Origin of the sequence: Bradyrhizobium sp. 137 (assembly GCF_023074095.1) — a bacterium.
GTDB lineage: Bacteria > Pseudomonadota > Alphaproteobacteria > Rhizobiales > Xanthobacteraceae > Bradyrhizobium.
Genome location: NZ_JADPKU010000027.1, coordinates 1 through 24,338, shown reverse-complemented (window position 1 = coordinate 24,338; position 24,338 = coordinate 1). Strand labels below are relative to the sequence as shown.

Sequence of the window (24,338 nt, the reverse complement as noted above, 5' to 3'; positions counted from 1 at the left end):
TCCGACACCGGTAAGCCGGGCAAGTAAGAGCCATAACCAGCAGGCTCCATTCTTTCGAACACTCCCTTCTTCTCCACGCCTCAACGGCGCACGCCGTCCCGGCTTCGATCCCTCGCGCCAAGAGCTTCGGAGCTCCTCGCCGGGGGCACTCGGGAAAGGGGGCTCGCCTTCGGCGATCGCTATCACTGCCCCGTTCCCGGGTGCCGCTGTTAACCGGTCTCGTCGCTGCACTCGGACCAGCGTGCCCCTTCGGGTCGCTATGCTCACGCTCTCCGGGTGCCATTTTCCGCTGAGGTGATGCGCCGTTGGCGCACGCCTGATCAGGGCCTGCGGCCCTGGGCGGTCAAGGCCAAGCCCTATGATGAAATGGACGGAAGGCGGGCCGCCTCGTAGATTTCGCACTCTCTCGCGGAGAGGCTGAGAGTAAGAGTGTCGTGCGGATTTGCCGTGACGGGTTACAGGCTGCGAGAGAGGCTCGCACCGCCCGTCGCGGAGACCTGCGATGTCCAGATATTATCCTCGGGCGTGCACCGGTGAGGACCGGGCGAGCCTTTATGACGAAATCACCAACAAGATCATCGCCGAGCTGGAAGCCGGCGGAGTGCCGTGGGTGCAGCCATGGGACTCCGCGGCGGCGAAGGCGCAATTGGCCTTGCCGAAAAGCGCCGCGACCGGTCGCCACTATAGCGGCATTAACATCTTAATCCTCTGGGCGGCCGCAACCGAGCGCGCATTCACAGGTCAGAGCTGGCTTACATTTCGCCAGGCGCTGTTGCTCGGCGGTCACGTCCGCAAGGGCGAGCGCGGCACGACCATCGTCTACGCCGATCGTTTTGTGCCGGCCGACGAAAAGCGGCGCGCGAGCGAGAACGGTGAGGAAGCGCAGGCCATTGCATTCCTCAAGCGTTTCACGGTGTTCAACAGTGATCAATGCGAGGGCTTGCCTTCCGAGATCACAACGACGGCACCGCCTCCGCCGCCAGGCCTGATCGAGCCCCGGGTCGAAAAGCTTATCAAGGCGACTAGCATCGACTTCCGGATCGGCGGCAATCGCGCCTTCTATGTGCCGGCAGAAGATTATGTGCAGGTGCCGCCACCGCAAGCCTATTTCGAGCCGATCAATTGGCATCGAACGGCCCTGCATGAGCTGGCGCATGCCAGCGGCCATCCGTCACGTCTCAACCGCGACTTGTCAGGCGGCTACGGGACCAGGAAGTACGCGTTTGAGGAACTGGTTGCGGAGATCTCGTCTGCGTTCAGTTGCGCTTCGCTCGGTATCGTGCCGACGGTGCGGCACGCCGACTATATTAGCTCCTGGCTTGAAGTGCTGCGAGAAGACAATCGCGCGATTGTGCGAGCTGCTTCACAAGCCAGCAAGGTTGCGGACTATCTCCTTGGATTCTTGCCGGAAGTTGTTGTCGACATGACGACCGAGAGAGCGGAGCAGGAGGCCGCGTAAAGATCTTGCCAGTCACTTCGGAAACGAGAGTGAGAGGGGAGATGCGGTTTTCGCGACGGGTTGGAGGCCGAGAGAGAGGCTCCCGGCCGCCCGTCGTGGAGAATCCACATGACCAAGGCTGTCCAAAAGATCACGCTGTCACCCTCGCGCGACATTCCGTTCAACAAGCTGGTGCTCAGCCAGTCGAACGTGCGGCGCGTGAAAGCGGGCGTTTCGATCGAGCAGCTCGCGGAAAGCATTGCGCAGCGCACTCTCTTGCAGAGCCTAAATGTCCGGGCTGTACTCGATGGAGAGGGTGACGAAACCGGCATGTTCGGCGGTCGACGTTATCGCGCACTGGAACTTCTCGTCAAGCAGAAGCGCATGGTGAAGACGCAGGTCGTTCCGTGTGTCGTGCGCGAAGCCGAGGAGGAAGACCCGGCAAGGCCGTTGCTAGATCGGCTCATCATTGAACTGACGGCGCACCGTACGCTGGCATTGCGGGATGCGCTGGCCGAAAATCCTGCGATCGCGTTCCAGGCAGTGCTGCACAACTTCGTGCTGACGGCCTTTTACCGGTTTGCTTCGTCCGGGAGCTGCCTTGAGATTTGGCTGCGCACGCCAACCTTTCCTGCTCAAGCTCCGGGCTTGAGGGAAAGCGTCTCGGCTAAGGCTGTCGAGGTGCGGCATGAGGGCCGGAACGCACGGTTGCCGAAGAGCGAGAACGATCTCTGGGATGCGCTGACGGCTCTCGATGGTGGTGCACAGGCGTCGCTGTTCGCCCACTGCGCGTCCTTTGCGGTCAACGCCGTCTATCAGCCGGCCAATCGTTACAATCAGGGTCGCGTCTCAGCCCACGGCGTCCGCACGCGTCTCGACCAGGCCAACGTGCTAGCGCGCTGCCGGAGTTGACATGGTGCAGGCTGGCTGGAAGTCAACAACTACATCGGCCGCGTCACTAAGCCTCGCATTCTGGAGGCGGTGCGGGAAGCCAAGGGCGAGTCGTCGGCGCAACTGATCGACCATCTGAAGAAGGCCGACATGGCCAAGGAGGCCGAGCGTCTCCTGGATGGCTCGGGCTGGTTGCCGGAGCCGCTGCGCCTCGACGATTCCAGCCCGTCTTCGGCGGAGCCGGAAGGTGAAGCGGGCCCGCTGCCAGAATTCCTCGCTGGCGAGGAGGATCCGGAGAACGGCAGCGACGAGCATCCGCAACAGCTCGACGCGGCTGAGTGACAGCATAAGGGCTGGCTCCGGCTGTCCCGCGCTTGCTCGGGGACCGATGCACAGCGTCGGTCCCCATTCTTATGACCGAGGCTGAGAGGGAGAGTGGGGCCGGGATGGGTTTGAATCGCCGTGGTCTTGAGGAGAGCGCCGGGCGATTCGACCCGTTCCTGCTCTCCGAAAGAAATCCCATGACCGACTCTCTCGCAAGCGGCGCTGCCGCCGCGCCGCTCCCGATGCGTGCCGCTGCCACTATCACCTCCGCTGCAGTCAGGGCTGCGCGACAGCTCTTGACCGATCTCGAACGCGGCCGGCGCATCGATGCCGCCGTCCTGCGTGGCGCCATGGAGGCTGCCTTCGGCGCCTCGGATGCGGCAGGTAGCTGGAATTGGAAGACCGCCTATGACACCTGCGAGGCGGCCACCGTTCTATTTCTTCGCAAGTTCGGTCCGGCGATGGGGACCAAGGCTGGTTCGACGGCGGCGATGTTGCCGATGCTGGCGAGAGTAGCCAGTCTCCTGCCGACGCACACGCGGCGTTCCGAGGACAGCCAGGCGCTTCAACAATTCTCGACGCCGATCCCACTGAGGCTGGCTGCATGTACCGCGGCCTGCATCACGCCTTCCGACTGGGTTTTGGAGCCGTCTGCGGGCACCGGCTTGCTCGCCATCTTTGGCGAGCTCGCCGGCGGCGCATTGGTATTGAACGAGTTGTCCGAACCCCGTGCGGAGTTGCTGGATCACCTGTTCGCCGGCGTTGAGGTCACCCGGTTCGACGCCGCCCAGATCGATGATCACCTCGAAGCCGATTTCGTACCTAGCGTCGTCTTAATGAATCCGCCGTTCTCGGCGCTGGCGAATGTCGATCGGCGAATGGCGGACGCGGCGCTCCGGCACATCGCTTCGGCCTTGGCGCGCCTTTGCGACGGTGGGCGTCTGGTCGCCATCACGGGTGCAAGCTTCGGGCCGGACAATCCGGCGTGGCGAGATGCCTTCGTTCGCCTTCAGGGACGCGCGCGAGTTGTGTTCTCTGCCGCCATCGACGGCGCTGTCTACGCGATCCTCGTGTTCTCCGACGCGGGCGGTACGGGCAGGAGCTACCACGCCGAATTGTCGGCCAGGAATCGCTGCCTGCGGGTCCACTATTTGCTCGAGCCCGGATGGAAGGCGGACGCCGCGATCCAGGGTCTCGGCCAGACCAACCGGACCAACCAGGCGCAGCCGCCGCTGTTTCGGCCCGTTGCGACCGACGTGAAGGCCGAGAAGCGCTTCTTGAGCACCATCGCTCGCCGGCTCGACACGTTGGGAGCGATTACGCGCGGCCAGCGCCAAACCGGAGGGCAGGGCCTGTTCCGGCCCGAGGACAATCTCGAAAGCCAGTACGGACGGGATGCGTTGCGCCAGCTCTATACGCTGCTCGCGCGTGGCAAGGTCGACGGCTGCTCACTTGAGACATTCGAGGGTGCAACCGGCCTGAAGCTAACAGATACCAACGGGCCCAGGGATGACCTGCCGCCGATCACGACCTTCCTGAACCGGCTGCTGGCGCTCACGATCGAACTTCAGAACATCCTGTTCACCGTGTTCGAGCAGCTCTTGGCCGCTCGGATCGAGGGCGCGGTCGCATCCGGCACCTATGACCTGGGACTGGAAACGCTCCGCGCCGAAAGCTTCGTCGTTACCGACCGGAGCACGATCTATACCCATCCGGGCACTGGCGCCGAGACCCGGCTTCTCACGATTACCCAGCGCCAGCGCACTCATCCGGTGAGCCTGGATGATGCTCTTGCTCGTCGTTCCGACCATCGTGCCGTCCTCTTGATCAATGAGCGATCGGGCCGTGCCGCCCTACAGCTCCCGGCTCCGAGTTTCATACTTGATGACGGCGAGATCGAGCGGCGCGTCCGCCTGATCCACCCCATGGAGCAGCACAGCGCTCGCTTGACGATGATGGCGGAAAGCCATTGGGTCGAGGCCGACCGTGATGGCTTCGCCGCAGCCTGGCTGGCGGAGCTCGCCGAGGTCCCCGAGTTCACGGAAAGCATGATTCACGTCGTGGCCGGCTTGCTACTGCCCATCTGGAAGCGGCTGCCTAACGAGCCGACGCGGGTCTATCGGCTCCAGACCGATGCGGGCGAGCGCGTCATCGGCCGCAAGGTCTCCGCGACCTGGGTCGCGAACCTCCTTGCGGCTGACGCGCCGGCACTGACGCCGGACGCGGCCTTCGCCGCGCTGATGGAGGGGCGGACCGTCCTCGAGCTCGCGGAGGGGCTCCAGCTTCGCCGTGCCCGGGTGATGGGCGCATACCGCATCGAACTGTCTGGGTTCAACGACACGATGCGCGACCGCTTGCGGGCCTACGGCCTCTTCGGAGGAATCATCTCCTGGAAGCTGCGCATATTCGTGCCCACCGACGCGAGCGGCGTCGAGATCCTGGCGAAGGTGCTTGAGCAGTATCCAGTCGCGCGCATCAGCGAGCGGGAGGCCGCCTGATGCCCCGCGATGCCATCGAACTGGCACGCCGCCTCGCGCGTGAGGCCGAGGCGGTGTGCCGCCACTATCTCTCCAACGGCAAGCGGCAAGGGCGGTACTGGCTGGTCGGAGACGTCCACAACACCCCGGGGCGCTCGCTGTTCGTGCGGCTCCAGGAATCGCCGAAGGGGCCTGCCGGCAAATGGACAGACGCCGCGACCGGCGAGCATGGCGATCTCCTCGACGTCATCCGCGAAAGCCTGGGATTGCGTGACTTCCGCGAGACCGCCGAGGAAGCAAGACGCTTCCTGAAATTGCCTCGCGCTGAACCGGAACTCTTCTCAAGGCCCGTCGGTCCGGCAGCACCGGCCAAATCGCAAGAGGCTGCCCGTCGGCTCTTTGCAATATCCAGCCCGATCGAGGGGACCGTGGTCGAATCCTATTTGCTGAATCGCGGAATAGCTCACGTCCATCATGGTGGCAGTCTGCGTTTCCACCCGCGCTGCTACTATCGGCCGGACGAGCACCTGCCGATCGAGACTTGGCCAGCGATGATCGCTTCTGTCACTGATCTCGATGACAGGATCACCGGGGTACACCGTACCTGGCTCGACCCGGTCCGCTTTGATCGCGTTCGGTTGGGCAAGGCTCCGATCGATACGCCACGACGCGCGATGGGCGACCTCCTCGGCAATGCCGTTCGTTTCGGCGTGGTGGACGATATACTCGCCGCCGGCGAGGGCATCGAGACCATGCTGTCGCTGCGCTACGTGTTGCCGACAATGCCGATGGCCGCTGCGCTTTCGGCCAACCACCTCGCAGCCATGTTGCTGCCGTCTGGCTTGCGTCGGCTCTATATCGCTCGCGATGCCGATGCCGCCGGTGATACGGTGCTCGCCGTTCTGACCCAGCGCGCAGCAGACGCCGGCATTGAAGCGATCGCGTTGTCGCCACGGCTGGGCGACTTCAACGAAGATCTGCACGTCTTCGGTCTCGACGGTCTCCGAGCGGCCTTGCGGATTCAGCTCGTACCCGAGGATGTCGTCCGCTTCTTGCATTCGTCGACGGTGCCCGCGGAATAGGTCACGACGGTTCGATCGACCGTGACAGGTCGGTCATGGGCGAGGCCAATACCGGAAGGGGACGCGACCTCGGCCTTCTAGAGGGCGATCGGACGGCAAGCGGCCCGGGCCGGCAATGGCTGCGTCCGGCTATTTTCCGCCGCGCGCCGGCAATTGAAACGCACGTCATATGTCTAGTCAGCGCGCTTTGCATCGCGAAGCAAAATAGCCGGCCTTCGCCATCCTCCGCTGCCGCTTCGGCCCTTCGGGTTCTGGCCTGTTCCGCCCGCCGTCTGAGTGATCGCCACGAAGGCCGCGAAGGGCGCGGCCAAACCCGGCAAAGGACCTCCTTCCATGACCGACCATGACGACGTCGAACCGCCGCACGCCTCTTCTCCGACCGACCACGTCCTCACCGAACTACAGCTCTTCGGCTACCGTCCCTTCGACGACCAGCCTGACCCGAGACCGCTTCCCGAAGGCAAGATGATCTCCGGGGCCGTGGCCGATATCTTCGACGCCCTGGTCGCGACCCTGAACGACACGCGGCTCGAGCCGGACCTTGACGATCTGCTCTGGTCGACCGTCAACTTGTTCCGTCGTGCCGTCGATCGCATCGAACGCCAGCTCGACGACAACGAGCAGGCGCAGCACAAGAGCCAGCGCGAGCAGAACGGCTCCGAAGTACGATCGGTCGAACTCGAGCGCCTCACGGCTGAAGGCATCACGCTGATCGAGCGCCGCAACTGCCTGGAACTCTTCCGCGACCAGGCGATCGAACGCTTTGAAGTCCACACCGGTTCGTCCTGGCGTCCGCGGTCGGGGTCACTGGTCAACCACCGCACGCTAACCGCGGCAATGATCGACTCCCGCGACTTCATCGCAGCGAAACGCCGCGCCGAGACCGAGGTCCTGGTGCCGCCAGGACCCAAGATCGCACTCACCGGCGGGCTCGACTTCAACGACCACCACCTCATCTGGGATCGCCTCGACAAGGTTCACGGCAAGCATCCCGACATGGTCCTGGTCCATGGCGGCTCCCCGAAAGGCGCCGAACTCATCGCCTCCAAATGGGCGATCAATCGCAAGGTACCGCAAATCGCCTTCAAGCCCGACTGGACCAGGCACGCCAAGGCGGCACCGTTCAAGCGCAACGACGCCATGCTCGGGCTCCTGCCGATCGGGGTCATGTACTTCCCCGGCACTGGAATCCAGGACAATCTCGCCGACAAGGCGAAGCGGCTCGGCATTCCCGTCTGGAAGTTCGGCGGCGCGTGAGCGCCGTCTTGCTCGCATCTAAGATGGCAGGGTGGAGTTGCACGCCGCAACTCCGCCTCGTTTCGATATCAGGTCCGAAGCCGCGCCGCGGTGGTGGTGGAAGGCGCGACCAGTACATCTATGCACTGGAGCCACCGCCATGCTCGCCCTTCGGCTTGTCCTCAACACATTCGGCATCGGCTTGTTCTGCTGGCTGACCTTTGCGCTGGCGGTCTATGCCTTGCCGTTTTTCGTCGCACTCAGTGTCTGGATGTCGGCATTTCGTGATGGCGCGGGCGTTTTCGGTGCACTGCTCATCAGAATTGCTTCTGGCGCGCTGACGCTTGCCGCTGGTCAGGTCGCCATCGCCGCTAGTCAGTCCTTGACTTTGCGCGTCGCGATCGGAAGCGCATTTGACGTCCCTGCGGCAATCGCCGGCTATGAAGCAGTGTTTGCGCTTTCGCAGATCGGGGGGCTTCGCTGGCTTGGCGCGAGGCCTTCGCTTGCCTAGGTGCGGTTTGCATCGGCGGCGCGGCATGAACGCGCTTGAGAGTTTTGGCGAAGACCCGCCCACTCGAGTCAGGTCGGGCGGTGGAGCGGTTCCAGCCAGTTCTTACCGCCACTCTCCGCAAGGGATGACCCTTGCGCCTTCATCATCGAACAGGTTCGCGTAGATCGGTACGTTGAATGAGGGATCATCGGGACGCGAGCAGGGAGCCAGTCCTTCTCGGAGTGCCTTGACCAATCCGCGTCCATTTCGGCCCAACCCACGTAGCTGCAGCGGTGCGGCGTGCCCCTTGATCATTCCTTCGAAGAGGACTTCAGCCCTTTGCAGCAGATTGTTTCTCTTTCTACGCCGGATCGTTCGCCGCTCTTGTTCAGAGGAACCGAGATATGCCACGTCTTCTCCTTATTGCGGTTCAGCACGCGACGCACGTGGCCTCTTTGATGGCTTGATCTGGCCCAAGACCGGCTGCGCCTCGATCGTCTGAGCCGCAACGCCGTTGATGCGACTTTCTTCCCCTGGGCTTCGCCCATTCCTCGCGAGACAAGAAAGTCGCCACAACGGCGTCCTCCGCTGCGCTCCGGCCCTTCAAGCGGGTGCGTCGCCGATCGTCTTCGGCTTCAGATCGCCATCGAGGCCGCGGTGGTCGCGGGCTCGAAACACAAACAGGAGAAGTAACATGGCTAATATCGGTTCGTTCAAGAAAGTCGGTAACGAGTTTCACGGCGAGATCGTCACCCTGAGCCTTCAGACCAAGGGCGTCCGCATCGTCGCCGAAACCAACCGCTCCAGCGACAACGCGCCCAGCCACCGCATCTACGTGGGCCGGGCGGAGATCGGGGCAGCCTGGTCGAAGCGCTCCGAGGAGGGCCGCGACTACCTCTCGCTCAAGCTCGACGATCCCTCCTTCAACGCACCGATCTACGCGAACCTGTTCGATGACGAAGGCGGCGAGGGGTACACCCTGCTCTGGTCGCGGCCGCGCAAGAACGGCGAGTGAGACTCGCTCTAAAGCCCGCCCGAGTTGATCGGGCGGGTTCCTTTTGGAGCCTAAAGTCGAAAACATCAACGCTGCGCCGCTGCATCGCCGCAGTCGATTCGTGATTTCGCCTTCTAGAGCTCGCAGTGCCACTACCGATCTGGGTGGTCATAAAGTCGCTCTTACGCAGCAGTGCTATTTCTTCTTGGAACTGGCTCGCCGGCTTGCGACCTTAGGCCAGTCCTTCGGTGTTGTCGCTCCTCTGGGTGGCTGAACCGAGCCTTCAGCACAAGTGAACACCCAGCGTGTCGGCCAGCCAGTCGAGAAACATCAATTCTCCGGTTCTCAGATTGCCTCCCGAGGCCACCATATATGAGTGGTCACTGCCGGCACTGTAGGCACGTGGCTCTTGGGGAACCGAGGCCTTGCCGATGCTGGTCCCAGTTGTGCGGAGCGCGTCTGCCTCGCCGCTGCGCAACCGTCTGCTGATCTTGCATCGGGCAGCAACAGACAGGCACCCACGGTTGGTGTGCTGTAGTGCGCATTCAGGGAGAGCAACATCACCTTTGGTTCAAAAATGCGCCGCGGCCGGTGTCCCGAGCCACAAGTCCCCAATCGTAGATTTGCATTAGATTTGCGTCGCTGTGCCAAGATGGAGGATGTAGCAGGGACGGAGAATGTCATGGCGCTCCGGCAACTTGCCTCCCTGACATTGAGCGATGAAGTTCGTGCCGAACAAGTCGCTGACGACGCGGCGGAAGACGGTTCTGGTGCTGGCGCTGCGAGCGCGAATCGTGCTGACCTGCGCGGAAGGCGGTCAGAACAAGGAAGTGGCGGCCAAGCTGGGCCTTGAGGGGTCGAGGGTAGGCGCGGCGTTTTGTGGAGCGGCGCGTCGACGAGCCACGCTTCGGGCGCCGCGTACGGTTGAGGATGCCCGCATCGAAGCCGCGATCGTGAGGACATTGGAGAGTTGCCCTGAGAACGCCATCCATCGGAGTTCCCGCGGCATGGCGAGCCAGCGGCCTGTCGGTGTCGACCGTGCAACGCATCTGGCCGGCCTTCGGGCTCCAGCCGCACCCGACGGAGACCGTCAAGCTCTCCACGATCCAAACTTCATGGCCAAAGTGCGCGACGCTGTGGGCCTTTACGTCCGGCCGCCGGAGCTCGTGTCGTTCTATGCGTGGATGAGAAGTCCCAATCCGGGCGCTGGACCGCAGCCACCATGCTGCCGATGCGTCCCGGCCAGCCGGCCCGAAGGAAGGATGACTACAGAAGACATGGCACCACATCGCTGTTCGCCGCTCTCGACATTGCGACAGCACGAGCCAACGGCGAAGTGCTAGCGAGGTCGCCGTGCTGCCAAATTCCGTCAGTTCCTCGACGAGATCGAGGCCGCTGTGCCGCGCGAGCTCGAGGTCCATCTCGTCATGGACAATTGCGCCACGCATAAGTCCGCACTGATCCAATGATGGATGGCTAAAAGACAGCGCTGGCACGTGCACCTGACCCCGACCAGTTCGTCATGGCTCAACTAGGCCGGGCCTTTCTTCGTTCTCCTCCCGGATAAAAAGATCAGGCGGGCGCAGCGTCGCCGCCCTCCGGGCAGACATCACTTCGTTTATTGATCGACACAACGCCCATCCCAAACCGTCCCGATGGAGGAAGTCCGCCGATCACATCCTTCCATTCATCGAACGCTTCTGCCGGTACAATGCCCCGACAAACACAATGTGATGTTGCGATCTTGTTCAGGACAGGACCTTCCGCCGAACTGCCGCTCGATGCAGACCTCGAAGTCCGTGCCCATGTCTCTTGTGCATCGGCTTTAGTCCTTGCTTGAGGGGAGGCTGAAAGCACGCGGCTGTCTGCATCGGACCGAGCATGTGCCGTCATGACAAGGCCGCTGTCCGGGAAAGTTCGGGACCATGTGCGGCGTGAAATCCATCGAAGAAGGTGGCCAAGATGCAGGATTTAGCCGTGAACACGCGCCTCATTGCATTAAGCAGAATCGCAGAGTTGTTACAGTCTGCTTCAGCAATCACACGGTCGTAGGAAGCATGTTCAGGGGATTGATATCTCGGCGAATCTCGGAGCGTCGATCCTCGTTGGGGTTCTCGTTCCAGTAGCGTTGGAACCGAGCGCAAGGTCCAGGCGAGATGGAACAGGTGTTTTGTACGAAGCGCTCCACTGAAGCCGAGACACCACACTCACGTGCGAAACGAGATTGTTTGTTCGCAATGTACTATGTTTGTCGGAGCAAATGCGCCCAAATCTGCCATTGCGGCTGCTCGAGGAGGGGCACGGCCACTCGGCCGGGAGTGAGCTGGCAAAGCCAGCCTACCGGCCCGCGTGAACTGGGCAAAAAGTTTATCTGGGGAGGCCGGCGGGCGGAAGAGTAAAGCGATTGGATAATCTACGTGAATGGGCAGCGCCTGGGATTGATCGCCACAGGAGGGACACAGGCCGATCTTCACATGAAAGACAAAGCGGTTGTGGGCGCGAAGCTATCGGTCCGACTCTACTTCATCGAGAGCCTCATCTGGTGCTTGTAGTATGATCATTCGGAAAACTGATGCAAACTTTGCGCGAACGCGGCCCGTGGATTCGGATCATGCCTTAGTTTCGCCGGGACGGTGAGATGAGCAAGTTCAGCCAGGAAAAAGTACTGAGCGTCCATCACTGGACGGACAATCTCTTCAGCTTCACCACGACCCGGAATCCGTCGTTCTGCTTCCGTAGCGGTGAATTCACGATGATCGGGCGCAAGGTCGACGAGAAGCCGCTGCTGCGGGCCTACAGCCTCGCCAGCGCTCATTACGAGAACCGGTTGGAATTCCTCTCGATCAAGGCACCGGATGGTCCCTTAACCTCGTGTCTGCAGCATCTGAAGGAGGGTGACGAGATCATCGTCAGCCGCACGGCGACGGGGACGCTGGTCATCGATAATCTCGAGGACGGGCGCAATCTGCATCTTATCGGCACCGGCACCGGGCTTGCGCCGTTCCTGAGCGTCATCAAGGATCCCGAAACCTATTTGCGATTCGAGAATGTCGTGCTGCTGCATGGCTGCCGCCGCGTCACCGAGCTCGCCTATGGCGAGATGATCACGGAAAAACTGCCGTGCGACGAACTGGTCGGCGACTTCGTGCGCTACCAGCTGATCTATTATCCGACCGTGACGCGCGATTGCTTCTGTAACCGCGGCCAGGCCACCGATCTGATCGTTTCAGGCAAGCTGTTCGCGGAGATCGAACTGCCGGAACTGGAGCCGCAGCATGACCGCATCATGATCTGTGGCAGCCCCGGCTTGGTGCGCGATCCCCGCGAGCTATTGGTGGCGAAGGGTTGTCGATGGGGATCAAGGCAAGCCGGCGCAATTCGTGTTCGAAAAAGAGTTCGCAGAACGAAATAGATTCGTCTCGCAGAAGGAGGGCATATGAACCATGACGACAAGTACAAATCGCCATGAAGCATCGACGATGACAGACGAAGAGCGCGAGCTAGAGCGCTGCAAACAAGAAATTCTTCGTCTCACACAGCTGGTTGTGTTTCTCAAACGGCAGGTAGTGCAGCTTTCTGAAATCGTTTTGCGCAACGTCGTAAAGAGCGTCGGGGGCGGAAAGTCGGAGCGCTCGTGAGTCTCTGAGCGACGCCGAAGTAGCGCAAACTGTTCGACGCGCCAGCTCGAAAAGTTGGATCTCGTACCTGAACCCAGCAATAGTAGGAAAGGCGAATGATCGTCAGCAAGTATCAGTTCAGGCACGAGCTGCGGCTGTTGATCGACACGCAGATCAGCGGCTCGAGCACGTTCGAAGACTACGTGCTAGTCACACGGGAGCTGGAAAAGGCGAAAAACAGGCTGGAGCTGGACGCTGAGAAATTCCCCGACGAGGAGGTCGACGCTTGTGAATGATAGCGCCGGCCCGAGCGCTTAGCACTCGTTGATCAATCCTTGGGCGGACGCTGTGTTGGAATGGTAAAGCCCGCCTTTAGGCAGCCTATTGTGACCATGGTCTTGAAGCCCTAATTTCCGGTCATCATAGAAGAATTGCCGGTTAACGGCTCATAAGCTTGCTATTTGGTGCGCAGTATAGTCGCGAGATAGGCGCAGTGTGGTCAACGCGCTCCGAAGGAAGCGCGCGAATACCTCTCACACGAGCTTGACCATCCTCCTCGACGCGCCGATATACGCGAACCTGTTCGATGACGAAGGCGGCGAAGGCTACACCCTAGGCGGAGCTTCGTGTTCAAGTCATGCAGCAACTGCCGAGCAACCGAAACAAGCGTCTGGCCGAAGTCCTTTCATTTTTGCTTCGGCGTCTTGGTTCGCTCTTTGCAGAATTCCTCATCAGGCAACACGAGATCGACGTGGCTAAGGCTTAATGTGCTCGCGAGTTCGAACAGCGTCACTATCGTGGGATTGCGCCGGCCACGCTCTAAATCGCTGATGTATTGCTGAGTAAAGCCGGACGCCTCGGAGATCCGCGTGCACGCTTCACGTCGGTTGTGGCGCGCTATCACCGGCCGCGCCCCAGGACCCCCATTTTATCAGCTTTCGGCGCAGCGACGCGAACGATTGGCCTTCGCTGTGCGCACTCGATGGGCACTTGGCGCTTCTTATCGCGTCATCGCCGAAGTGCTGTTCGGCCGAAAATGCATCCCTGAACGCGGCTGGAAAACCCATGAGCTGCGCAGCCGGACCATCCGCCTGGTGCAAGCCGGCTTGGCTCTGATGCGCGGCGGCTATCGCGCATTACTGCATCCCCCATCTCGCAGGGAGTAGAGCAGGGGTGCCGAAAACCATCGGTCCATCTTCGGCATCCCCCTGAGCACTCCTACTCCGTCATGGTGACCGTCGACGCGCGACCGAACCCGGTCGCGCTCCAGACGACCACGGAGCCTCGCAAATGCCCGATCCGAACGCCGGCTTGCCGCCGCGATACCTGCGCACGCCCGAGGCGGCGCGCTTTCTCGGACTGTCCGGTCGCACCCTCGAAAAGCACCGCACCTATGGCACAGGCCCGACGTACCGGAAGCTGGGCGGCCGCGTTGTGTATGCGCTCGAAGACCTGACGGCGTGGGTTGACCGCGGCGCCAAAACGTCCACCAGCGATCCTGGCGCAGGCACAGTCCTGCCCGCGAAACGGCACACGCCGATTCCGTATGCGGGCAAGGAGCGGCGCTGACCTATGCCCGACAGCAACTCAACTGCAGGCGGGAGGCGGCGGTCAGAGCGCGACCAACTCGATCTGTTTCGCGCGCGTCCTGGCAATCTCGCTGCACGGGACGCGCAAGACTTGATGGCGTATCCGTTCTTTTCGCTAGCAAAGTCGAAGCGGATCGTCCCGATCGACTTCCGCTCGGGCACCATCACCATCCGTGTCGAAGCGGTGCCGGAACATGGCCTGGAGCACGATCTGGGGCGCGGACGTTCTGATTTGGGCTGCCTCACAGATTGTCGATGCTCGTGATGCCGGGTTGAAAACCTCGCGCCTGATGTTCACCACCCCCTATGACATCCTGACCTTCGTCGGCCGCGGCACCAGCGTACGCGACTACGACCGCCTCAAGGCTGCGCTCGACCGATTGCAATCAACCAGCGTCATGACCTCAATCCGACAACCGACAGAACGGTCGCGGCATCTCTTCTCCTGGAGAAACGAATGGAAACACACAAGCGATGTGCACAGGCATGCCCGTGCGATTGAGTTGATCTTACCCGATTGGTTCTACACGGGCGTTCTAAACGAATCGCTCGTGCTGACCATTGATCGCGCGTATTTCGATCTGACCGGTGGACTGGAACGTTGGCTCTATCGCCTCATCCGCAAGCACGGGGGTCATCAGCATAGCGGTTGGAGCTTCGGGCTCATGCACTTGCATGCCAAGTCCGGGAGCCTCGCGCCGCTGAAGCACTTCGCCAACGACCGGCGCCAAATCGTGCATCATCAGACCTTGCCGAGCTATCGGCTGGCTATCACACACGACCTGAATGGCGAAGAACGATTGAATTTCGCACCGTCCAGATCGACCCGCCTCCGCGGCCATTGCGAAAGCTTGGCCTCATCAGCCCTGCAGGGGATAAGCTGTGAATTCGCTCGTGTTATCAGGGACTGGAAGACTCGTGCCATCGGGGACCCGATCCGCGTGCTACCGGGGACGAAATCGCACCTAAAACACTGCGACGGCAATCTTCCCAGCTCTCTTAACTTTACTAATATACTGACACTAACTTCTTGTTGTGAATCAGTACGTTGTGAACAAGTCGGCCGCGCGTGCAACGAGGATGCCTCATGCGCTTACTTTGTCACGCGCAAAGCCTCTCCGCAATGCGATTCTTGTCACGAGCGCACGCGCGCGGACGCGATCGCGCGCAAAATCACGCGATCAGCAGCATCGTTGTCACCACCGCGTTACGCTCGTTCGTTTCCGTTACTCGCTCGTCGAGGAGAACTCGCTAAGGTTCGTGGTTGGCACGGCCGCTACCACATGCCTGAATCTGGAGAATGGGCGGTCAGGCTAGCCAGCGCCCTGCTTGATGGCTTCAAAAGTGTGCATGAAGCCGCTGGCAGCAAAAGTAGCGATCTCACCCAAATCCCCGTCTGGTTGGGAGACGCCGCTCCGCCGCGGCGGAAGAAGCCGCTCGTGGAAACGGCCGGGTCGCGGAGGCCCTCAGGCCACCGCAGGGAGCCGGCCGCGCTTCACGCCCGCGCCAAACCGGAAGGTCGTGCCATCGATCCAGATCTTGTGCAGCAGCACGGCGAGCGTGCGCGCCACCGCGGTCGCCACGCGCTTCAGCCCCTTCTTCCTGGCCAGCCGCAGGCCCCACAGCCGCAGCTTAAAACTCTTCGGAATGCGCGTGAGGATCGCGATCGCCGCCTCCTACGGGATCGCTCGCGTCAGCTCATCTCCGCATGTGAAGATGCTGCCGATCCGGTCGGTCTGGCCGGATCGATAGCGCCGCGGCGTCAGTCCGAAATGGGCGGCAACATTGGACGACTTCTTGAATCGCGCCGGATCATCGACGGTGGCGCGAAACGTCGGCGCCACGAGCGCGCCGACTCCGGGCGCCGTCATCATCCGGCGCACCGCGCTGTCGCTGGGCGCAGCCGCCAGCGCCAGGCGGTGCAGTTTTGCCAGCTGCAGCCGCATGGCGTTGCGGGCGTCGAACAGCGGTGCGACCATCGCTTCCAATTCTCTCTTTCCGGCCATGATCTCGCGCACCCGCGCGTCAAAACGGCCGACCGAGATCTCGCCGACCTTGAGGCCGATCGGGCGCAACAGGCCGTGGATCATGTTCTCCATGCCCAGCGTCTCGCCGCGCCTCGCCTTGCGCCCGACCAGCAGCGCGCGCTGCGGCTGTGCGCTCTCCGACTTGACATGAACCGTACGGAACCAACCGGTCCGCATCATCTGCGCAATGCCTTTGGCGTTGCGGCGGGTCTTGTTCAGCATCGCGTTCAGCGCCGCCTTGGCGTGCCGGCTCTCGATGCAGATCACGGCGAGGCCCTTTTCGGAAAGCGCCGTGAACAGCCTGGCCCTGTACGAGAACGCTTCCAGGCCGTGGATTCCGCATTCCACCAAGAACAGCTCGATCGCGTCCGGATCGGTCTTGAGTGTCGCTTCCTGGACGACGTTGCCGTCGCCGTCCACCACGCAAACATTCGTTGCCTGGAGCGACACGTCGAGCCCTGCATAAATTCCGTCGTTCGTCTCTACCATTCTCCGCCGGAACGCGCCGCCCGTTCCGTTCCCGGATTGTCGCGAAGCAACCGATCCATCGAAGCGTCATTACAGCCGTCCTACCGACGCAAAGGCTCCTCGCACGATGCGTCGGTGATAGCCATTCTCGGCACGTCCAAATCCCTCTCAACAATATGGAGCAGTCAGGTGAGCGACCTCACAACTGTTGAGCTCTTGTGGCTCGAGAAGCGCATCGAAAATCGAATCCGGTTCGGTAAACCTGCATCAGAGAAGATCGTTGATCATCACCGGCGCATTCTCTCGTTTTTGCCCGGCAGCATCTTCGCGTTGGTGCGCTGGACGTCCAACGACTTCGGAACCATCCTGTCTCGGATCGACATTTTACGCGCCGTCGCGCCAGGCCAGCGATACTCAACCGTGCCTTGGGTCAGCCCCGGCGGCGAAAGCCTGCTGCGATTAGCTGGTTGGCCAAAGGTCGAACGCGTTCTCCAGTTGATCGACTCCGTAGAGTCACTGGGCATCGATCCTGCCGATGCAGCCCCCGAGTATTGGCATCACGCCCACAACCGTCTTTCTGTCAATGAAAAGCCACGAGCTTATACCCGTGCACGCCACCAAGCGTGGCTCCATCGGCGCAGGTTGGCACTCTGATGGGACGGTTGGGGAACATTCTTGCGATGTGTGGGGCCACAATGCTCGCGCTCTGGCCAGTCAACAACACCTCACCATTGTACATCTGGAATGCCTCGGACAGCGTGCCGATCGGAGTCTATCGCCTGCAAGAGGCCGGACCATTGTACGTTACTGAGCTCGTGGCGGTTCGAACTCCAGACCCGCTCGCGACTTTTCTCGATCTCAACGGCTATTTGCCAAGCGGCCTTCCAATGCTCAAGCGTGTGCTGGCGCTGCCCGGCCAAACCGTCTGCAGAACGGGCCTCGCAATCATCGTCGACAGCATACAAATGGGTGAGGCAAGCGAGCGCGATCGTCGCGGCCGGCCGTTGCCGGTCTGGCAGGGCTGCTGGGTCATTGCTGAGGACGAAGTGTTTCTCATGAACTGGCAGTCGGCGGACTCGCTAGACGGCCGATATTTCGGACCTCTGCCGAGATCGGCCGTCATTGGGCGAGCGCTCCCGGTGTGGACCAGAGAGAAGTGACAATGCCGGCTCTCCCCTGTTGGCTTGTCATTTCTCCATACGGCCGTTCGCAACATCGTTCCTCCGTCTCGGCCAGCTTCTTGAGAATCGGCGCGCATTGCCCCAGGATCAGGCGGCCACAAGGCCGGCTGGGAGAAACTTTATACTTGGCGGCAGTCCGCACAATGCGATGTGGGGCCACTGCTTGCTTTTTGGGAATTCTGCTGACGTTCGGACCGGCCTCGAGCGCCAGAGCGGAGGTCGCATCGCGGGCACCAGCTGCGCACTCCATAACCCTGCCTCGTAGCATTGCATACGCCGCGTTCGTGACCGAAGCCTCCCACCGGTTCGCGATCCCGGAGCGTTGGATCGATGCCGTGATGCAGGTCGAAAGTGGCGGTAATGCGCACGCCATATCGCCTCGAGGAGCGCTCGGGCTGATGCAAATCATGCCCGCGACCTGGGTCGAACTGAGCGCTCGTCATGATCTCGGTATCGATCCGTCTGATCCGCACGACAATATTATAGCTGGGGCAGCGTACATTCGCGAGATGCTCGACCGGTTCGGATCGGGAGGGTTTCTTGCAGCCTACAATGCGGGACCGAAGCGGTATGACGAGCATTTGACGATAGGTCGATCGCTTCCAGAAGAAACGCAAACATATGTGACCAGACTCGCAGCATTGATCGGAGTTGAGCAACGCAACAGCCGTGGTTCGGCCGCCAGACACGTCGTCCTGTGGCAGCAAGCTCCAGTTTTTGTTGAGCGATGCGGCAGCTCGTCCGCTGCCGACAACTTTGCATCAGGAGTGCGCACAATGAATTCGTCGAAGGCTGCGCCTAAAGCCGTTGCCCGTGCACTTGTACCTCGCGCGACGGGGCTGTTTTGGTATCGATCAATCAAGGTGCAGTCTCCGTGATAGCAATCGGATTTGGTCGCATGGCCTCGAAGGTTCTCACATGTTTGAGAATGGCCGGGAGGAAGCAGGGGGGAGCCGACCGCCGACGGCCGCCCGTAATCGGTCCGCGCCGGGTCTTGCGGCGGCCGAGCAAGTGGTCTGCGCGATGAATAACCCGCACACTACGCCGCCTCAGCAACGCGGGAGGCGTGTGATGGAATTCTTCTGTGGCCTGGATGTCGGTATGGACGAGACGGCGATCTGCGTGGTGGACGACAAGGGCAAGGTGGCGCTGGAGGTCGCGGTAGGTGACCGATCCGGACGCGATCAAGGCGGCGTTGACGCCGTATCTCGGCCGGCTGCGGCGGCTCGGCCATGAGGCGGGCTCGCTGTCGCCCTGGCTGCATCCGGAATTGTTGAAGCTCGGTCTGCCGGCAGTCTGTCTGGAAACCTTCCACGTCCGCGCCGCGCTGAAGGCGCAGCGCAACAAGACCGACCGGACGGACGCGCTCGGCCTGGCGCATTTGATGCGCACCGGTTGGTTCCGCAAGGCGCATATCAAGAGCGAAGCCTGCTACCGGCTGCGGCTGCTCCTGACGCACCGGCGCAATCTGAAGCGCAAGTTTCTCGATCTGGAAAACGCGATTCGGCACTCGTTGAAGGTGTTTGGCATTCGCCTCAGTCATGTTGGCCGCGGCGGCTTTGCGCAAGCGGTGCGCGAGGCGGTGGCGGGTGATGCGCTGGTCAGCGAGCTGATCGATGCCATGCTGAACGCGCGCGCGGCGCTGTGGAAAGAGTACTGCCGGCTGCACCATCTCGTGGTCAAGCTGGTGGCGAGCCATGAACTGTGCCGGCGCTTCATGCAGATCCCCGGCGTCGGCCCGGTGGCCGCACTGAGCTTCATGACGGCGATCGACGACCCCGCACGCTTCAAGCGGTCGCGTGACGTGGCGGCCTATTTTGGCTTGACGTCGCGGCGTTGGCAGTCCGGCACGTCGATCGACGTGCAGGGGCGGATCAGCAAGGCGGGCGATGGCGACGTGCGGCGGGCGCTTTATGAGGCGGCAAGTGCGTTGCTGACCCGCTTCAAGCGCAAGGACAAGGTCAAGAGCTGGGGGCTTGCGATCGCCAAGCGCACCAGCCACCGCAAGGCGACCGTTGCGGTGGCACGCAAGCTTGCGGTGATCATGCATGCGATGTGGGTCGATGGCACGTTTTATTGTGGCGATCCGGGCGCATCGAGGGCGGACGTGAGCGCACGTGCCGCCGCGAAGCACCGCAAGCTGCTCGGAGCCCATGCATGACCAGCCCGAGCCAATTGCAGATCAATGACCCGATGACCGCAAGGCTTTGAACACGGAGCTCCGCCACAAGCGGAAGAGACCTGGTGCAGATCAACGACGACGGAACGCACGCTATCTTGCCTGTGGCCACGCACGTGACGTGCAATGTGGACCACGCCGGACTGCCTGTGATGTGGCTCCGTCATGCCGATGGAAAGATGCGCCGCGACGGCGTCCGCGCTGCCTTGCTGCAGCGAGATTATGCCGTCGATGAGCGCGGAAGAGTGCACGGCGCACCGGGACTCGTGGCTGTGGTGGCGCAGCGTGTTCAAGCGTGGCGCAGAGGGCCTTGTCGCAAGCGAGAAAGGAAGCGAGAATGGGTGAGATCAGAGAGACGACACGACCGATTAAGAGGGCAGGATAAAAGCCGCAAGGTGCGGCCGGTCGGTTGTGCGAGAAAGCGTATCGATTTCAATGATCAACTAAACATTGCGGCGACTCGGAGAAAAGTTCAGCTTTCCCCAAGGCGCTGTTCTTACACGGTTTTCGATGCCTTGCGGCGGCCGGAATGACGCGCGACGATGATCTTCGGATCCGTCCCGGCCGTATCCGTTCCACGCGCGCGCCCCGGACAAAGCTGTTTCTGGCGCAGGTACTCACAGCCGCTCAGAAGGCCGGCGGCCTCTCGCGAGGTAAGGATGGCCACGGCCGTAAGTTTGGACGCGGCCGCGCCGCGAGCATCGCTGCGGCACGGCTCCTCAACGCCCGCGGCCGCGGCGCTATCGTCAAGGCGCGGGTGGTACGGCGGATGCGTTCGCCGGGCGCGTTGCGCGGCCATATCGGTTACCTGCAGCGCGACGGAGTCACTCGCGACGGCGCTCCGGGCAAACTATTCGACGCTGCGGGGGATGATGCGGACGGTCGCGCGTTCGTCACGCGTTGCGAGGGTGACCGCCATCATTTTAGGTTCATCGTCTCGCCTGATGATGCTGGTGAACTTGCCAGCCTGCGTAGCTTCACTCGGGAGCTGATGGACCAAGCCTCGCGCGACCTTGGCGCACGGCTTGACTGGGTCGCGGTCGACCATTGGAATACCGAGCATCCGCACATTCACATCCTCGTGCGGGGCCGTACCGATGACGGTGCCGACCTCGTCATCAGTCGCGATTATATCGCTATCGGCTTGCGCGCCCGCGCCAGCGACCTTGTCACGCGCGAACTCGGCCCTCGTTCGGAGCTCGAGATCCGCCAGAGCCTTGAGGCGGACACGACAGCCGAACGCTGGACCAGGCTCGATCGGACGCTTGCCCGGGAAGCGGGGACGGCGGACGGCGTTATCGATTTTAGGTTCGAGCGGGATGCCGGGCGCGATCCATTGCGGGAAATTCGGATCGGGCGGATGCGGACGCTCGAGCGGCTCGGCTTGGCGGAACCTGCTGGCCCCGCGGTCTGGGTTCTGGCCGCCGATGCGGAGGCGAGGTTGCGAGAGCTGGGTGAGCGCGGTGACATCATCAAGCGGCTGCACAAAACCCTCACGCGGGACGGCGCCAGCCGCACCCCCGCATCCTGGGCACTGGAGGGCGAAACTCATGGCGAACCGATCGTTGGCCGTCTCATCGCGCGCGGGCTTGATGACGAGCTGAAGGGCACAGCCTTTGCCATTGTCGATGGGATTGACGGGCGCGTGCATCACGTGAAGCTTCCTGACGTCGAGGCGGCCGGCGATGGGCCGATCGGCGGGATTGTGGAACTGCGCCGGTTTGCGGACGTTCGTGGTCGAACACGGATTGCGCTCGCGGTTCGCTCGGAGCTCGTTCTGGACCACCAGGTCGCGGCGGATGGAGCAACGTGGCTAGACCGGCAGCTCGTTGCGCGAGATCCTGCCGAGCTCTCGCGCAATGCGTTTGGCGCGGAGGTTCGTGCAGCACTTGAACGGCGCATCGACGTTTTGGCCGACCAAGGGCTCGCCCAGCGCGATGGCAACAAGGTCCGGCTAAGCCGCAACCTGATCGAAACCCTCCGCGACCGCGAACTCGATGTCGTCACACGACGGCTCATGGAGGAAACGGGGCTTCCGCACCTGTCATCTGATGTAGGTGAGCAGATTTCGGGGGTTTATCGTCGACGCCTCTCACTGGCCTCCGGGCGCTTCGCGATGATCGACAACGGCCTCGGCTTTCAGCTTGTGCCCTGGTCGCCTTCGCTCGAGCGGGAGTTGGGAAAGCAGGTCAGCGGCATCGCCGGTCCAGGCAGCGTGGACTGGGACTTCGGGCGCAAGCGCGGCCTATCGCTCTGACCTGAGGCGATGGCGCTGCACTACGCCGAATTGCACGGCAGGGAAGACTTGGTTGCCTCGCGCGACAGGTCGAGGCGGAAAATGGGAGAGGAGCGATAGTGAGCAGCGAATAGCGAATGGAGGGTCCACCGTTCTGAAACGATCTCTTCATCGCCTCCGGGTTCCCTCGACCTTGGTGGCGCTCGATCATCGACTGGACGCAGCTGTGTGGAAAAATGCGCCGTTCACCTTTAGGTCGCTGAGACTCTCAACGGCTAAATCGGACAGCAGAACCCTTCGAATCTAGATGGCCATCCCCTGTAGCGGAAACGGCATGGGACCTTCGATCTTCAAGTGATCGGAAGGTGTCTGGCTGTGGCGTGATGGCGGTGACGATACTTCCGTGCGTGCTGGTCTCGGATGCTGATGGTCAGATGCTCCGCAGAAGACTCCGGCGCTTCGCGCACCGACTTTCCGACCGGCAGAGTCCAGTTTGCTGGACCAGTTGTGGGCGTGTCATCGAGCGGGCGAATAACGATTTAACCTGCTCGAATTTTGTCTGGAGGCATTCGCGAGGTTATCCGCGCAGGCAGGCCCGCGAGCAATCGGACAGCTCCGGGCCGGCAAGCCGGCTTTGATAGCGGATAGCCGAAGTGCAACCCGAATCGCGCAATGAAGATTTGGCGAACGCCAGTTCGCCTGTCCCAGTTTCCAGAGAGACCGCAACAGCTGACGTACAACATCCAAGCATCTGGCTGACCAAGGGCATCAACAGGCGACCGGCTGGAGGGGACTCGCTCGACACGATGTGCGGGAGTATCTAGATGACCGTCGGCCCGGCAGTGTCGTCCCATTGTCAAACGCCATCCGGAACTGCCCCCTTTGCGTCATGAAGAACTGCCCCCACCATCGCGATTATGATCTCGGTTGAAGGTTGTTTCCGCCGGTGGCGGGCCGGAGGGAGGCGGAGCCGACCGGAGGGCCGTCACCGGCGGTCAGCGTCTTGATGAGGCCGCTCTTGCGCTTGGCGCGGAGCCGATAGCTGTCGCCTCGGATCGTCAGCACGTGGCTGTGGTGCAGGAGCCGGTCGAGGATCGCGGTGGCGACCACGGGATCGGCGAACACTGTGCCCCATTCGGCAACGCTGCGGTTCGACGTGATCAGCATGGCGCCGGTTTCGTAGCGCCGGCTGACCAGTTGGAAGAACAGATGCGCCGCGTCAGGTTCAAGCGGCAAGTAGCCGAGTTCGTCGACGATGAGCAGCTTTGGCTTCGACAGCGCGAGCAGTTTCTCGTCCAGGCGTCGCTCGCCGTGCGCCTTGGCAAGGCCTGCGACCAGCGTCGTCGCAGTGGTGAACTGCACGGTGTATCCGGCCAGGATCGCCTCTCGCCCGAGAGCGATCGACAAGTGCGTCTTACCTACGCCTGGCGGGCCGAGCAGCAGCACGTTCTCTCCGTTGGCTATCCAACGTGATGCGGCCAGGTCGCGGATTTGCTTTGGGTCGATCGATGGCTGCGCTTCGAAGTCGAAGCCCGCAAGCTCCTTCACGGCCGGGAAGTGTGCGAGCTTCAGCGCCATCTCGATGCGGCGATGATCCTTGCGCGCGATCTCGCGCTCGCACAGCAGGATCAGCGTCTCACGCGCCGACAGGTTCGCGCGCGCCGCCTCGTCGAGCAGGCTGTCGAGCTGGTCGCGAATGCCGGAGAGCTGCAATCGCGCCAGCATGGCGTCTAGCGGATCGGTTGTTGCTTCAATTACGTTCTTTGCCCGTGCCATCAGAAGCTCCCTCCAATCACGGCTTCGTATTCGGCAAGAGGACGCAACAACGAGGGCGGTGGAGACGATCCCGGTACCGTCGCCGCAGCAATCTCCGGCCGGCGGACCGCGCCGTTGCGACCAGCAACACCATCGAGATGGGCAAAGTCGATGATCCGCAGCCGGCGACCCTCCGATAGCTTGTGCACTGCTACCTGGTGCAATCCATGGCGGATCCGCACTTCGCCGGCCGCGATCGTTACCGCCACGCGCTCGCCAATCAGGCGCCACGGTACCGAGTAGCTGTTCGTGTCGATCTCGACGGCGCAATCATTGCCGACGACGCGGGTCAGT

16 protein-coding genes and 8 pseudogenes are annotated in these 24,338 nt (G+C 62.0%); 19 read left to right on the top strand and 5 right to left on the bottom strand.

What is annotated here, in order from left to right; all coding sequences use genetic code 11:
- Positions 1-502 precede the first annotated feature (502 nt).
- From IVA78_RS05335 to IVA78_RS05310, 6 genes and pseudogenes are all read left to right on the top strand, one after another.
- A complete protein-coding gene (locus IVA78_RS05335) occupies positions 503-1,459 on the top strand; it encodes a zincin-like metallopeptidase domain-containing protein (protein WP_247464694.1) in 957 nt (318 codons plus the stop codon).
- Positions 1,460-1,567: 108 nt separating this feature from the next.
- Positions 1,568-2,671, top strand: a pseudogene (locus IVA78_RS05330) (ParB/Srx family N-terminal domain-containing protein).
- 179 nt (positions 2,672-2,850) lie between these two features.
- Complete coding sequence (locus IVA78_RS05325; RefSeq protein WP_247419223.1) at positions 2,851-5,151, top strand: strawberry notch C-terminal domain-containing protein; 2,301 nt, start codon at positions 2,851-2,853, stop codon at positions 5,149-5,151.
- Positions 5,151-6,212, top strand: coding sequence for a toprim domain-containing protein (locus IVA78_RS05320; RefSeq protein ID WP_247464692.1), 1,062 nt, complete (start codon positions 5,151-5,153; stop codon positions 6,210-6,212). The genes IVA78_RS05325 and IVA78_RS05320 overlap by 1 nt, the downstream gene beginning before the upstream one ends.
- Before the next feature lie 333 nt (positions 6,213-6,545).
- Positions 6,546-7,469 carry a DUF2493 domain-containing protein gene (locus tag IVA78_RS05315; protein ID WP_247278036.1) on the top strand — a complete coding sequence of 308 codons (924 nt, stop codon included), beginning with the start codon at positions 6,546-6,548 and terminating at the stop codon, positions 7,467-7,469.
- A 139-nt stretch (positions 7,470-7,608) separates the two neighbouring features.
- The gene (locus IVA78_RS05310) at positions 7,609-7,959 is read left to right on the top strand and encodes a hypothetical protein (RefSeq protein WP_346275288.1); all 351 of its coding nucleotides are present in this window, start codon (positions 7,609-7,611) and stop codon (positions 7,957-7,959) included.
- Between the two features lie 102 nt (positions 7,960-8,061).
- Here the strand turns inward: IVA78_RS05310 and IVA78_RS05305 are convergent.
- Positions 8,062-8,222: pseudogene (locus IVA78_RS05305) on the bottom strand (DUF736 family protein); the annotation flags it as partial.
- A 410-nt stretch (positions 8,223-8,632) separates the two neighbouring features.
- Between IVA78_RS05305 and IVA78_RS05300 the strand changes: the two are divergent.
- The 5 genes and pseudogenes from IVA78_RS05300 to IVA78_RS05280 form a co-directional block, all read left to right on the top strand.
- The gene (locus IVA78_RS05300) at positions 8,633-8,953 is read left to right on the top strand and encodes a DUF736 domain-containing protein (protein WP_247278035.1); all 321 of its coding nucleotides are present in this window, start codon (positions 8,633-8,635) and stop codon (positions 8,951-8,953) included.
- 2,617 nt (positions 8,954-11,570) lie between these two features.
- A pseudogene (locus IVA78_RS05295) lies at positions 11,571-12,372 on the top strand (ferredoxin--NADP reductase).
- Between the two features lie 3 nt (positions 12,373-12,375).
- Positions 12,376-12,570 (top strand): hypothetical protein, encoded by a 195-nt coding sequence (locus tag IVA78_RS05290; RefSeq protein ID WP_247278034.1) that lies wholly within the window; start codon positions 12,376-12,378, stop codon positions 12,568-12,570.
- A 95-nt stretch (positions 12,571-12,665) separates the two neighbouring features.
- On the top strand, positions 12,666-12,845 hold the full coding sequence (locus IVA78_RS05285; protein WP_247278033.1) for a hypothetical protein: 180 nt from the start codon (positions 12,666-12,668) through the stop codon (positions 12,843-12,845).
- A 185-nt stretch (positions 12,846-13,030) separates the two neighbouring features.
- Positions 13,031-13,164: pseudogene (locus IVA78_RS05280) on the top strand (DUF736 family protein); the annotation flags it as partial.
- Between the two features lie 70 nt (positions 13,165-13,234).
- On the opposite strand, the pseudogene IVA78_RS05275 reads toward IVA78_RS05280, so the two are convergent.
- Positions 13,235-13,411: pseudogene (locus IVA78_RS05275) on the bottom strand (helix-turn-helix transcriptional regulator); the annotation flags it as partial.
- A gap of 7 nt (positions 13,412-13,418) precedes the next feature.
- Here IVA78_RS05275 and IVA78_RS05270 point away from each other — a divergent pair.
- The 3 genes and pseudogenes from IVA78_RS05270 (at position 13,419) to IVA78_RS05260 (ending at position 15,024) form a co-directional block, all read left to right on the top strand.
- Positions 13,419-13,715 carry a DUF2285 domain-containing protein gene (locus tag IVA78_RS05270; RefSeq protein WP_247278032.1) on the top strand — a complete coding sequence of 99 codons (297 nt, stop codon included), beginning with the start codon at positions 13,419-13,421 and terminating at the stop codon, positions 13,713-13,715.
- A 124-nt stretch (positions 13,716-13,839) separates the two neighbouring features.
- On the top strand, positions 13,840-14,118 hold the full coding sequence (locus IVA78_RS05265) for a helix-turn-helix domain-containing protein (RefSeq protein WP_148742779.1): 279 nt from the start codon (positions 13,840-13,842) through the stop codon (positions 14,116-14,118).
- 3 nt (positions 14,119-14,121) lie between these two features.
- Positions 14,122-15,024, top strand: a pseudogene (locus IVA78_RS05260) (replication initiator protein A).
- 790 nt (positions 15,025-15,814) lie between these two features.
- Here IVA78_RS05260 and IVA78_RS05255 read toward each other — a convergent pair.
- Positions 15,815-16,654 (bottom strand): IS110 family transposase, encoded by an 840-nt coding sequence (locus IVA78_RS05255; RefSeq protein WP_247464687.1) that lies wholly within the window; start codon positions 16,652-16,654, stop codon positions 15,815-15,817.
- Between the two features lie 168 nt (positions 16,655-16,822).
- Here IVA78_RS05255 and IVA78_RS05250 point away from each other — a divergent pair, with 168 nt between their 5' ends.
- The 5 genes and pseudogenes from IVA78_RS05250 to IVA78_RS05230 all read left to right on the top strand — a co-directional run bounded on the left by IVA78_RS05250 (position 16,823) and on the right by IVA78_RS05230 (position 22,250).
- Positions 16,823-17,287, top strand: a complete 465-nt coding sequence (locus IVA78_RS05250) for a DUF2840 domain-containing protein (protein ID WP_247464684.1) — start codon at positions 16,823-16,825, stop codon at positions 17,285-17,287.
- A gap of 41 nt (positions 17,288-17,328) precedes the next feature.
- Complete coding sequence (locus tag IVA78_RS05245; RefSeq protein WP_247278029.1) at positions 17,329-17,793, top strand: S26 family signal peptidase; 465 nt, start codon at positions 17,329-17,331, stop codon at positions 17,791-17,793.
- A gap of 305 nt (positions 17,794-18,098) precedes the next feature.
- The gene (locus IVA78_RS05240; protein ID WP_346275287.1) at positions 18,099-18,692 is read left to right on the top strand and encodes a lytic transglycosylase domain-containing protein; all 594 of its coding nucleotides are present in this window, start codon (positions 18,099-18,101) and stop codon (positions 18,690-18,692) included.
- A 193-nt stretch (positions 18,693-18,885) separates the two neighbouring features.
- Positions 18,886-19,975: pseudogene (locus IVA78_RS05235) on the top strand (IS110 family transposase).
- 547 nt (positions 19,976-20,522) lie between these two features.
- On the top strand, positions 20,523-22,250 hold the full coding sequence (locus tag IVA78_RS05230; protein WP_247464679.1) for a DUF3363 domain-containing protein: 1,728 nt from the start codon (positions 20,523-20,525) through the stop codon (positions 22,248-22,250).
- 894 nt (positions 22,251-23,144) lie between these two features.
- On the opposite strand, the gene istB is transcribed toward IVA78_RS05230, so the two are convergent.
- Positions 23,145-24,005, bottom strand: a complete 861-nt coding sequence (gene istB, locus IVA78_RS05225) for an IS21-like element helper ATPase IstB (protein WP_276017350.1) — start codon at positions 24,003-24,005, stop codon at positions 23,145-23,147.
- Positions 24,005-24,338 (bottom strand): annotated as a pseudogene (locus IVA78_RS05220) (IS21 family transposase); the annotation flags it as partial. The pseudogene IVA78_RS05220 and the gene istB, both read right to left, overlap by 1 nt.

Bases quoted from the DNA above. Each gene is read 5' to 3' on its own strand.
- IVA78_RS05320 (WP_247464692.1), top strand. From the start codon at position 5,151: ATGCCCCGCGATGCCATCGAACTGGCACGCCGCCTCGCGCGTGAGGCC.
- IVA78_RS05300 (WP_247278035.1), top strand. From the start codon at position 8,633: ATGGCTAATATCGGTTCGTTCAAGAAAGTCGGTAACGAGTTTCACGGC.
- IVA78_RS05265 (WP_148742779.1), top strand. From the start codon at position 13,840: ATGCCCGATCCGAACGCCGGCTTGCCGCCGCGATACCTGCGCACGCCC.
- IVA78_RS05230 (WP_247464679.1), top strand. From the start codon at position 20,523: ATGACGCGCGACGATGATCTTCGGATCCGTCCCGGCCGTATCCGTTCC.
- IVA78_RS05285 (WP_247278033.1), top strand. From the start codon at position 12,666: ATGATCGTCAGCAAGTATCAGTTCAGGCACGAGCTGCGGCTGTTGATC.
- IVA78_RS05245 (WP_247278029.1), top strand. From the start codon at position 17,329: ATGCTCGCGCTCTGGCCAGTCAACAACACCTCACCATTGTACATCTGG.
- IVA78_RS05310 (WP_346275288.1), top strand. From the start codon at position 7,609: ATGCTCGCCCTTCGGCTTGTCCTCAACACATTCGGCATCGGCTTGTTC.
- IVA78_RS05255 (WP_247464687.1), bottom strand. From the start codon at position 16,654: ATGGTAGAGACGAACGACGGAATTTATGCAGGGCTCGACGTGTCGCTC.
- istB (WP_276017350.1), bottom strand. From the start codon at position 24,005: ATGGCACGGGCAAAGAACGTAATTGAAGCAACAACCGATCCGCTAGAC.
- IVA78_RS05290 (WP_247278034.1), top strand. From the start codon at position 12,376: ATGACGACAAGTACAAATCGCCATGAAGCATCGACGATGACAGACGAA.
- IVA78_RS05315 (WP_247278036.1), top strand. From the start codon at position 6,546: ATGACCGACCATGACGACGTCGAACCGCCGCACGCCTCTTCTCCGACC.
- IVA78_RS05335 (WP_247464694.1), top strand. From the start codon at position 503: ATGTCCAGATATTATCCTCGGGCGTGCACCGGTGAGGACCGGGCGAGC.
- IVA78_RS05325 (WP_247419223.1), top strand. From the start codon at position 2,851: ATGACCGACTCTCTCGCAAGCGGCGCTGCCGCCGCGCCGCTCCCGATG.